This window comes from Vandammella animalimorsus (assembly GCF_002288875.1).
In the GTDB taxonomy this organism is placed as follows: Bacteria; Pseudomonadota; Gammaproteobacteria; order Burkholderiales; family Burkholderiaceae_C; genus Lampropedia; species Lampropedia animalimorsus.
Genome location: NZ_NTBH01000009.1, coordinates 64,902 through 76,097, shown reverse-complemented (window position 1 = coordinate 76,097; position 11,196 = coordinate 64,902). Strand labels below are relative to the sequence as shown.

Annotated in this window: 6 protein-coding genes; 2 read left to right on the top strand and 4 right to left on the bottom strand. The window is 59.7% G+C overall.

Features of this window, described 5'->3' with window-relative positions; all coding sequences use genetic code 11:
- Positions 1-93: 93 nt before the first annotated feature.
- Positions 94-2,724, top strand: coding sequence for an AAA family ATPase (locus tag CLI93_RS12415; RefSeq protein WP_238945738.1), 2,631 nt, complete (start codon positions 94-96; stop codon positions 2,722-2,724).
- A 238-nt stretch (positions 2,725-2,962) separates the two neighbouring features.
- On the opposite strand, the gene guaA is transcribed toward CLI93_RS12415, so the two are convergent.
- Complete coding sequence (guaA, locus tag CLI93_RS12410) at positions 2,963-4,579, bottom strand: glutamine-hydrolyzing GMP synthase (protein WP_095541850.1); 1,617 nt, start codon at positions 4,577-4,579, stop codon at positions 2,963-2,965.
- A gap of 582 nt (positions 4,580-5,161) precedes the next feature.
- Between guaA and CLI93_RS12405 the strand changes: the two genes are divergently transcribed.
- The gene (locus CLI93_RS12405; protein WP_095541685.1) at positions 5,162-7,813 is read left to right on the top strand and encodes a hypothetical protein; all 2,652 of its coding nucleotides are present in this window, start codon (positions 5,162-5,164) and stop codon (positions 7,811-7,813) included.
- Positions 7,814-8,120: 307 nt separating this feature from the next.
- Here the strand turns inward: CLI93_RS12405 and CLI93_RS12400 are convergent, their stop codons facing one another.
- The 3 genes from CLI93_RS12400 to CLI93_RS12390 all read right to left on the bottom strand — a co-directional run bounded on the left by CLI93_RS12400 (position 8,121) and on the right by CLI93_RS12390 (position 11,172).
- Positions 8,121-8,414, bottom strand: a complete 294-nt coding sequence (locus CLI93_RS12400; RefSeq protein WP_095539194.1) for a hypothetical protein — start codon at positions 8,412-8,414, stop codon at positions 8,121-8,123.
- A 162-nt stretch (positions 8,415-8,576) separates the two neighbouring features.
- Positions 8,577-10,046, bottom strand: a complete 1,470-nt coding sequence (gene guaB, locus CLI93_RS12395) for an IMP dehydrogenase (RefSeq protein WP_095541851.1) — start codon at positions 10,044-10,046, stop codon at positions 8,577-8,579.
- Positions 10,047-10,188: 142 nt separating this feature from the next.
- The gene (locus CLI93_RS12390; RefSeq protein WP_095541686.1) at positions 10,189-11,172 is read right to left on the bottom strand and encodes a TerC family protein; all 984 of its coding nucleotides are present in this window, start codon (positions 11,170-11,172) and stop codon (positions 10,189-10,191) included.
- Between the last annotated feature and the right edge of the window lie 24 nt (positions 11,173-11,196).

The following is an 11,196-nucleotide window of genomic DNA, read 5'->3' as shown; positions in this document are numbered from 1 at the left end:
TTGGAAGTGGAATTTTGAAAGATATTATGTGTGCCACTTTGGCGCCACTCGCGGTCAATATAAAATCAAAAAAAGGAGAAAATGATGTCTATAATGCAAGAAATTCTTACTTGGACTCAGAAACTTCCGCCATGGCAAAGTGATGCTGTTTCCCGCTTGCTGGCGAGGCAAAATTTGATTCCTCAGGACTACGAGGATCTGTATGCTTTGCTCAAGCTGGAGCATGGAATTCCAGACCCGAAGAATCGTCAGGCCCAACCGTTAAATGCCAGCCAAATTCCAGCGTCTGTTGCAACGACCACACATATTGAGCTGATAGCCATTAAAGATTTGTGCAACGTCAATGCGATTGCAGAGAATCAACGATTAGCAATAAACCCTAATGGCATGACTGTCATTTACGGTAGCAACGGTTCAGGAAAGTCGGGATATTCGCGAGTTCTCAAACGTGCCTGCCGCGCCCGCGATCAGTTGGAGACTATCCATCCCAATGCCAATTTACCAGAGATCAAGACTGGCAATGCCCAAGCATCTTTCGAAATTGCGATTAATGGCATCGTCAAGGAAGTGACTTGGCACCAAGGGAAAGAAGCTCCAGTAGAGCTTTCTTCTCTCTCGGTCTTCGATACGCGTTGCGCACGTGCCTATTTAGATAGCGAGGACGATTTTTCCTACGTACCGTATGGCCTTGAAGTATTCGAAGCGCTTGCCAAGATCTGTCAAATATTTAAGGATCGTATTGACGATGAAATAAAACAATCAGCAGTGAACCTTGCCGCACTCAGCCCATTGCAGGGAGAAACAGCCGTCGGCAAGCTGATTTCCAGGCTCTCTGCAAAAACACCAATAGCTCAGATTGAAGCACTTGCTGCCGTGATACCGGAAGAACTTGAGCAGAGGGTAGTGCTAGAGAAAAGCCTCAAAGAGAATAACCCGAAGGAAAAAGCCGGTCTCTTGCGCTTGCGCGCTCGCCGCATTGCAGTTCTCGCCAAGAATGCAAGAGATAAAGAGCTTGTTATAGCCCCTGAAGCCATTGCCGAGCTAAAGGCGCTGGCTGATAGCTTCCGTGCAGCACAAGACGCCGCAGCCCTTGCGGCCAAAAACTTCAAGGAAGGTGAAAAGCTCTTACCAGGGACAGGCGGGGATGCATGGCGGGAATTGTTTGAGGCCGCCCGCAAGTTTTCACTGGAGTCACATCCAGACAAACAGTTCCCTGACTTGGGAGAAGATGCTACATGCCCATTATGTCAGCAGCCGCTAGATGTGGGCGCACAACGTTTGCTGCGCTTCGAAGCGTTTATTCAAGCGGAAGCAGAAAAAGTGGTACAGGCACGGCGTCAAGCACTCGCCGACATTTACCACCCATTCGCAGCTTCCAACATGGATTTGAGCTTCGATGAAGTAACGCAGGCGGAAGTTGCAGAATTTAATCCATCGCTAGTGGCTGATACCAAAGCTTTCGAGGTTGAACTAAGAACACGGCATGAGGCCATTAAAACAGCGATTACTTCCCATGATTGGACCGAGCTGGAGCAAGCTCAGGTTCTACTCAGCCCAGCAGATCGACTACAGGCACTCGCCGACAAATTGAATGCCGAAGCGGAAGCTCTGGATAAGGCCTCAAATGAAGAAGCTCGCGCTGCGCTACAGAAGCAACTAGACGAGCTGGATGCGCGCGTAAAGCTCAATCAAATCAAAAAGGCCGTGGTTACGGCAATAGAAAAGCTTGGATACCAAGAAAAATTGAAAAACTGTCTGGCTTGTCTCAAAACAACCACCATATCCCGCAAGGCATCGGAAATCACAGCAAAAGTCGTCTCAGAGGATTTGGCTAATGCATTGAATCAGGAGTTCAAAGAACTGGGCGTGGAGAGCTTGAGCGTTGCGCTGCAAAGTCGTGCCGATCGCGGGAGGGCGCTACACAAGCTGAAATTACAACTGCCGCAGTCCTATAACCCCGGCGAGATTCTGAGCGAGGGCGAGCAGCGCGCCATTGCGATCGGCTCATTCCTCGCCGAGGTACGGTTGAGCGCTGGGAAAGGGGGAGTCATCCTCGACGATCCGGTTTCCTCCCTAGATCACCGTCGTCGCGAACGTGTTGCGAAGCGCTTGGCCAAGGAGGCATTGCAACGGCAGGTCATCATCTTCACGCACGACATCTATTTCCTTTGCCTTCTAGTCGAAGAAGCAAAACAGGCAGGTGCTGCCGTACTCACGCAAAGCCTGATCCGGCGAGCTGAAGGCTTCGGCATAGCCGACCCGGAATTACCATTTGAAGGAAAGAACACCAGCAAACGCATCGGTGCGCTGAAAGCACAGCAGCAGGCAATTGCCAAACTGTACAAAGAAGGCAATGAGCAAGAGCATCAGAAACAGACGATTGATGCCTATTTCCGCCTGCGTATGGCATGGGAGCGTGCAGTGGAAGAAATTCTTTTACGCGAGGTCATTCTCCGTTTCCGCAAAGGTGTGGAGACACAGCGACTCGCTGGAGTAAGTGTGGATGACAATGACTATGCAATGGTAAGCGCCGGAATGAGCAAATGTTCCAACTATGCCCATGACAAGGCGATGTGCGGCGGCGTTGCTATTCCTGATCCAGACGAACTACTCAAAGACATCGTCGATCTAGAGAACTGGCGTGCACAAACTGTCAAGCGTTCGGAAGAAACAGCCAAGAAGCGTAAAGCTGGGCCGCCAATTACTCTCGGAGCAAGCGCATAGATCATATTCACGGCCATCCAAAATAATCTCTAGCTTTCAATCTCCGGTTCTTGGCATCTCAGATCAATAGCTAGAGCGTTTTTGGCTAAAATGTAAATAGAATTCAAAGCCCCTCTCATGAGAGAGGGGTTGGAGACATGCAGTCCTGCGAAGCAGAGAGGGCAGAAACAAAACTTTCCACATACTCTGCCTCGGCAAATCTTGCCATTAGACGGATCAAAAGCCTTCTAATGTCCGTTCACTCCCACTCAATCGTCGCCGGCGGCTTGGATGAGACGTCATACGTCACCCGATTAATTCCCCGAACCTCATTAATGATTCGGGAAGAAACCTTTTTCAAGAGCGAATAAGGCAGTTCCGCCCAGTCGGCGGTCATAAAGTCGCTGGTTTGCACGGCGCGCAGGGCGACGACGTAGTCGTAGGTGCGGCCATCGCCCATGACGCCAACGCTCTTGACGGGCAGGAACACGGTAAAGGCCTGGCTGGTGAGGTCGTACCAGCTTTTGCCGCTGTGGGGTTCGATGGTGGAGCGCAGTTCTTCAATAAAGATGGCGTCGGCCTGGCGCAAGAGGTCGGCGTATTCCTTTTTGATTTCACCCAAGATGCGCACGCCAAGGCCGGGGCCGGGGAAGGGGTGGCGGTAGACCATGTCGTGCGGCAGGCCGAGCGCCACGCCGAGTTCGCGCACTTCGTCCTTGAACAGATCGCGCAGCGGCTCCAGCAGTTTCAGGCCCAGTTGCTCGGGCAGGCCGCCGACGTTGTGGTGGCTTTTGATGACCACGGCTTTCTTGCTCTTGGCGCCGCCGGATTCGATCACGTCGGGGTAGATGGTGCCTTGGGCGAGGAAGGTCGCGCCCTTCGCGCCATTGCCTGCGGCCTTGAGTTTTTCCGCCTCGGTCTTGAACACATCGACGAACAGCTTGCCGATGATCTTGCGCTTTTGTTCGGGGTCGGAAACGCCCTTGAGTGCATCGAGGAACAGCTGGCTGGCATCGACGCGCACAACGCGAGCGTGCAGCTTGCCGGCGAACATGTCCATCACCATGTCGCCTTCGTTGAGGCGCAACAGGCCGTGATCGACAAATACGCAGGTGAGCTGGTCGCCGATGGCACGGTGGATGAGGGCTGCGGCTACGGAGGAATCGACGCCGCCGGATAGACCCAAAATGACTTCTTCATCGCCCACTTGTGCGCGGATTTTTTCCACCGCTTCTTCGATGTGGTCGCGCATGATCCAGTCCGGCTTGGCGGCACAGATGTCGAGCACAAAGCGCTCCAGCATGGCGCGGCCCTGCACGGTGTGGGTCACTTCCGGGTGGAACTGCACGCCATAGAAACGCCGCGCCTCATCCGCCATGCCGGCGATCGGGCAGCTCGGCGTGCTGGCCATCAGCTTGAAGCCCTCGGGCAAGGCGGTCACCTTGTCGCCGTGGCTCATCCAAACTTTCAGCATGCCGTGGCCTTCGGGGGTGTGGAAGTCCTGAATGTCCTTGAGCAGCGCGGTGTGACCGTGGGCGCGCACTTCGGCATAGCCGAATTCGCGGGTGTGGCTGCCCTCGACCTGCCCACCGAGCTGCTGCGCCATGGTTTGCATTCCGTAGCAGATGCCGAGCACCGGGATGCCCAGTTCAAACGCGGCGTCTGGCGCGCGGTCATCCACTTCATAGACGCTGGCGTGGCTGCCGGAGAGGACGATGCCCTTGAGGTGCCCATCGGCGGCGTAGTCGCGCAGCCAGTCACTGCTCACGTCGCAAGGATGCACTTCGCAATAGACGTTCGCTTCGCGGATGCGGCGGGCGATGAGCTGGGTGACTTGCGAGCCGAAGTCGAGGATGAGGATTTTGTCGTGTTGCATGGTGGTTGGGCGGGCTGCTTGCGGGTGGCCTGGTCGTGGCGTGGGGGTGAGGCGGGCCATCAAGCGCAATGGGGCGGGGTGAAGCGGCATGGAGCCGTTGGCGGCATCGCAAAGCCTTGCCGGGCTGCTGGCCCGGCTACGCTTTGGTTTCTGGCATGCCACCGCCCCCCGCTTCTTTTCCACTGAGCCATTGGCGCAGGGCTTTCGAAAAGGCGCCTGGGCCAAGCGGCGCATGTGATGCAGGGCCGCGTTGTTGGCGCCCGCGCCTTCACCCCTTGTTGCACTTGAGGCAAAAGCGCTATTTTCGCCCATGTGCTGTGGCATTCAGTCGCTGGCAGAGGGGGCAGGCGGGGCGCCGGTGAGGCAATGGGGCGGCGCACTCGCCAGGCGACAAATCGCCAGGCAACTCGCCGAGTTGGTGACATTTTTATTACATAATTGTGAAGATTTGTCTCTAACAAAGGAGCTTGTGTGACACATGGTTTGATTGCGAAGCGGCATGGGCTGCTGCTGGCTTGTTTGGCTGCAGCAGGCGCTGCATCGGCGCAGACGGCGCCTGGGCCTTGGACTTGCGGGACGGAGATGTACGTCGGCCGCTCCAATGCCAGTGCTCCGACCAATTTCTTCACTTACGACATGGTGGGCGGCGCTGCCTGGGGCAATGGCACGGCCATTGGCACGGTGGATGCCAACACAGGCTCCGGCCCGCGCGACCTCAATGCGCTGGCCTACAACCCGCGCGATAACTACCTGTATGCACCGAAGCGGGTGTTTGTGGAGCACCCGGATTCGCCCGCCCAGCGCGTGGGCATTTATCGCCTGGGCAAGAACGCGGCCGGGCAGGTGCAGCCCGTGCCCATGAGCCCCAGCGCGTCGGGGGTGGATGCTGTCAAGCACACCATTCCTGTTGCTGGGCTGCCAGACGGCGCGCTTGGCGCGGCCGCATCGTTTGACCGGGTGGGCAATTACTTCATGGTCAACGGGGCCACCAGCGATGTTTACCTCATCCAGAATCTGCACCAAGCCACGCCAGACGGCGGCGCTGTGCTAGCGGAAAAACTGGAGCGCCTGAAAGAAACCACAGTGCCTGATGGCTTCGAGGCCGTCACGCCAGGCCACGTGGCTGGGCAGCGCGCCATCACGGACTTTGCCGTCAGCCCCCAGGAAAGCACCAGCGCCCAGACCGTGCTGTACGGCATGGGCGATAAGGTGACCGCAGGCTGGTATCTGCACCGTTACCGTATCGATCTGGCGACCAAGAAGGTTTATGTCTCGCGCAAGCTCATTGCGGGCATGGATGCGGCCACGGGCTACATGGCATCGACGGCGTTCCGCCGCGATGGCAAGCTGTTCCTGTACTCTGCGGACGGCAAGGTGTATGAGGTGGATGCCGACCCTGCCAGCGCCACCAAGTGGACGGTGATTGGCACGGTGATGAACGCTGTTGCCGCCAATGCCTCCGACGGCGCTTCGTGCATGACCTCCATCGATGCCACCAACGATGGCAGCAGCACAGCGCCGTTTGCGACGATGGCCAATGGCATAGATGAAGAGTTTCCCACCTCCATCCTGAACAACGACAAGGCCTATTTGCAGCCTATCGCGCTGAGCGGCCCAGGGCAAAACGCCACGGTAACGCCTGACTCCTGGAAGCCCGCTGGTGGCGGTGCAGCCCCTGCCGCTGGCGGTATCACGCTGGATCACGCGACAGGCAAGTTCACAGTGCAAAAGGACACCACGCCAGGCACTTACACCTACGAATACCAGATTTGCGTGTCGCCTGAGGTGACGCCTGCCGGCGCGGCCTGCGATAAGGCAGAAGTGGTCATCAAGGTCACTGAAGAGCCGATTTGGGCGGTGGAGGATGACTTTGGCACCGTCGGCCCCAGCGCCACGCCTTTAGCCCCTTCCGTGGTCGCCAACGACAAAGTGGCTGGCGTGCAGGCTGTGGTGACAGGGGCAAGCCCGAACGCCAAAGTGAAGGCCGACACTTGGAAGAAGCTCAACGGCCCCGCAAGCGACTTGAGCTTTGACTACGCGACAGGCCAAGTCACGGTGCCTGTTGGAACGCTGCCAGGCGATTACGAATACAGATATTTGCTGTGCACGACTGCTACCCCTGAGAAGTGCGACCCGGCGGAAGTTACGCTGAAAGTCGTTGTGGTCGATGCCGTGGACAACAACTTTGGCGAGGTCAGCGCAGGTACGACGGCGATGGCGCTGACGCCTTCCATTTATGGCAATGACACCGTCAATGGCGCAGCAGCGGATGCAAGCAACGCCGCACTCAAGCCTAATTCTTGGAGTCTGGTTTCTGCGCCGGCAGGCGGTAGCTTGACGCTGGATGACGCCACTGGCGTGGTCACCGTGCCCGCTAATGCACCAGCGGGCGATTACACCTACAGCTACGAAATCTGCGCGCAGCCGGGCAACAAGCCTTGCGACACGGCGCAGGTGAAGTTGAAGGTGAAGTCGTCGGCGCCAGCAGTGCCTGTGGTGAAGGCGGAAGACAACGCCTTTGGCGAAGTGGTTGCAGGCAGCAGTACGACCTCGGTGTTTGCCAACGACACCGTTGATGGCGCTTTGGCCGTGTTCACCGGCCCTGGCAAGAACGCAGAACTGAAAGCGGGCAGCTGGAAGGCCGGTGCGGGCAACCCTGCCGGCGGCAAGCTGACGCTGAACGCGGATGGCACAGTGAGCGTGCCGGCCGACGCGCCAGCGGGCGATTACACCTACACCTATGAAATCTGCGCGCATCCTGCTGGAACGCCTTGCGATGCAGCGACGGTCACCCTGAAGGTCAAGCCTGCGCCGATTCTGGCCTTGGACAACCACTTGGGCAGCATTGCGGCTGGCAGCAATACGGTGTCGATCTTCGCCAATGATTTGATCAATGGCGTGCCCATGCAGGCCGGTGTCAATGCCAAGCTCAAGCCTGGTTCCTGGAAGAAGCTGTCTGGCCCTGCGGGTGGCGATCTGAGCTTGAAGGAGGATGGCACTGTGGTGGTGCCGCCAGGCACGCCTGCAGGCGCGTACGAGTACAGCTACGAGATCTGCGTCTTCCCTGGCGGCGCGCCATGCGCTGTGGCGAAAGTCACGCTGACGGTGACGGCTGCCGGCCTGGTTGGCGCTGGCGTAACGCCTGTGCCGGTGGGCGCGCCCTGGGCATTGCTGCTGGCGGCGCTGGGCATCGTGGGCCTGGGCCGTCGCTTCACCGGCAGAAAGTCTGCGTAAAACGGCTTTGGCGCCCATCCGTGCTGGATGGGCGCCGGCTGTATTGAGATGAGTTTGCCTCTTGGGGGCAGCCCGTCTGAATGTGCATGACAGGCCGCCCAGGCGGCTTGTGCGGGGGTAGATTCCCTGGGGGCCTTGGAGCGCTATGGCGCTTCAAGGCTTATTTTTTGGCTTGGGCACATGGTGCAGTGGGTGGACAAAAGGCTTGAGCAGTGCGGCTCTGTAGCCATGTGCGGCCCTGTGCAGCCCTGCCTGTGCAGAGCGTGCGCGGCGGCCTTGTCGCCACTGAACAAGGCTGGCAGCAATCTCAAGCAAGGGGCTGGTCGGGCGCGGCGCCATCGTGGCGCTGCTGCCAGTGGCGGTGCTTTTTGAATTGCCACATGCCCAGGGTGAAGCAGGCAATGGCCAACACTTGGCCCAGCTGCCAGGTGATGGCGGCCCAGTGCTTCCAGAGGCCTGCATGGGGGTTGCCATAGAGCACGTACATCAGGCAGGCCACGGAGGTGGCCAGCCATGCCAGGGCGGCGATCCATCCGGCGAAGGCCCATTTGCGGTGCGGCGATGCCTGGGGCTGCGTGCTGCTGTGGTGATGCTGATCCATGGCAATGTGAGCAGAGGGCGCACCCACAGGTGCGCACAGAACAGTGCAGTGCCCGACGCAGCGCGCGCGTCGGGCAAGGGTGCTGGCGTCAGGGCGGCGCACAGGGCGGCGAGTGCTTGCCGCTTGCGCGCCGAGCTGCTGCGCCCAGTGGCCCAGTGGTTGTCAGCCAGCGCGGTAGTTGGGCGCTTCCTTGGTGATTTGCACGTCGTGCACGTGGCTTTCGCGGAAGCCTGCGGAGGTGATTTGCACGAACTCGGCGCGATCGCGCATGTCCTCGATCGTGGCACAACCGCAATAACCCATGGCAGCGCGCACGCCGCCGGCCATCTGGTAGATGATGGCCACCAGCGAGCCCTTGTAGGGCACGCGGCCTTCGATGCCTTCGGGCACGAGCTTGTCGGCGTTGGCGTTGCCGGTGCTGCTTTCCTGGAAGTAGCGATCGGCGCTGCCTTGCTGCATGGCGCCGATGCTGCCCATGCCGCGGTAGCTTTTGTAGCTGCGGCCCTGGAACAGCACGATCTCGCCGGGCGCTTCTTCCGTGCCGGCGAAGATGCTGCCCATCATCACGGTGCTGGCGCCGGCGGCAATAGCCTTGGCGATGTCGCCCGAGTAGCGCACGCCGCCATCGGCGATCAGCGGCACGCCTGTGCCATGCAGGGCCTTGGCCACGTTGTCGATGGCGGTGATTTGCGGCACGCCCACGCCGGCCACGACGCGGGTGGTGCAGATGGAGCCGGGGCCAATGCCGACCTTGACGGCATCGGCGCCTGCTTCGACCAGCGCGCGCGCGGCCTCGCCGGTGGCGATGTTGCCGCCGATCACATCCACCTGCGGGTAGTTTTGCTTGACCCAGCGCACGCGCTCGATCACGCCCTTGCTGTGGCCGTGGGCGGTGTCCACCACGATGGCGTCCACCCCGGCCTTGACCAGGGCCTCGACGCGCTCCTCGGTGCCCGCGCCCACGCCCACGGCGGCGCCCACGCGCAGGCGGCCGTCGGCATCGCGCGCGGCGTTGGGGAAGGTGGTTTGCTTGGTGATGTCCTTGACGGTGATCAGGCCCTTGAGTTCAAACGCGTCGTTGACCACCAGCAGGCGCTCGATCTTGTGCTTGTTCAGCAGCGCCTTGGCGTCCTGCAGCGAGGTGCCTTCGGGCACGGTGATGAGGCGCTCGCGCGGCGTCATGATGTCGCGCACGGGCAGGTCAAAGCGGTTTTCAAAGCGCAGATCGCGGCTGGTGACAATGCCCACCACCTTGCGCCCTTCGACCACGGGGAAGCCGGAAATGCCCAGCTCCTCGGACAGGTCGATGACGTGGCGGATGGACTGCTCAGGCGTGATGGTCACGGGCTCGCGCACCACGCCCGATTCATGGCGCTTGACCTTGAGGATTTGGCTGGCCTGCTCTTGCGCCGAGAGGTTCTTGTGCACGATGCCCATGCCGCCTTCCTGGGCGATGGCAATGGCCAGGCGCGCTTCGGTCACGGTGTCCATGGCGGCCGAGACCAGCGGCAGATTCAGGCGGATGTTGCGGGAGAACTGGGTGGCCAAAGAAACGTCTTTGGGCAGGATTTGCGAGAACGCTGGCACCAGTAGAACGTCGTCAAAGGTGAGCGCTTTGCCAAGAAGTCGCATGGGGTTTTCTCCAAAAAACGGATTGTAGCGCTGCGGGCTCAACGGCAGGCCATCATGAAAAAGCGCCCGCAAACCAAGTGGCTGCGGGCGCGTGTGCTGGGCGGCGCGGGCGGGCTGCCGCTCAGCCTGGGCTTGCGGTTGCTCAGTGGTGCGCGGCTTTGTCCTTGGAGGCCAGGCTGGCCACCGTGGCCACCACCATCGAGGCCACGATCACGCCCAGCGATACCCAGGTCGTGATGTGCGGCACCCAGTCGATGGGCTGGCCGCCGTTGATGAAGGGCAGCTCATTGACGTGCATGGCGTGGAACACCAGTTTGACGCCGATGAAGGCCAGGATGAAGGCAATGCCGTAGTGCAGGTACTTCAGGCGGTCGAGCAGGCCGCCGAGCAGGAAGTACAGCTGGCGCAGGCCCATCAGCGCAAAGACGTTGGCGGTGAAGACGATGAACGGGCTTTGCGTGATGCCGAAGATGGCCGGGATGGAGTCGATGGCGAAGATCAAGTCGGTAAAGCCAATGGCGATGAACACCATCAGCATGGGCGTCCACATGCGGCGGCCATTGAAGGTGGTGCGCACCTTGGCGCCGTCGTAGTCGGGGGCGATCTCCATGTGCTTGCGGGCAAAGCGCACGATGGCGGGCTCCAGGTTTTCATCGTCATCGTCCTGGCCTGGGAAGGCCTGCTTGTACGCGGTGTAGACCAGGAAGGCGCCGAAGATGTAGAAGATCCAGCTGAAGTTCTGAATCAGCGCCGCGCCCAGCAGGATGAAGATGCCGCGCAGCACCAGCGCCAGGATGATGCCCACCATCAGCACTTCCTGCTGGTACTGGCGCGGCACGCGGAACTGCGCCATCAGCAGCACGAAGACGAACAGGTTGTCAATGGACAGCGAGTATTCGGTCAGCCAGCCGGCGATGAACTGGCCAGCGTGCTCCTTGTCGGCGAAGAACCACATCAGCCCGCCGAAGATCAGCGCCAGCGTGACGTAGAACACCACCCACAGCGATGCCTCGCGCATCGAGGGGATGTGGGGGCGCTTGATGATGAGCAGCAGGTCGGCGACCAGGATCAGCGTCAGCACGATGAAGGAGCCGACTTCAAATTCCAAGGGGAGGGCGAGTTCCATGCATTACCTATGGGCAGTTTTGCG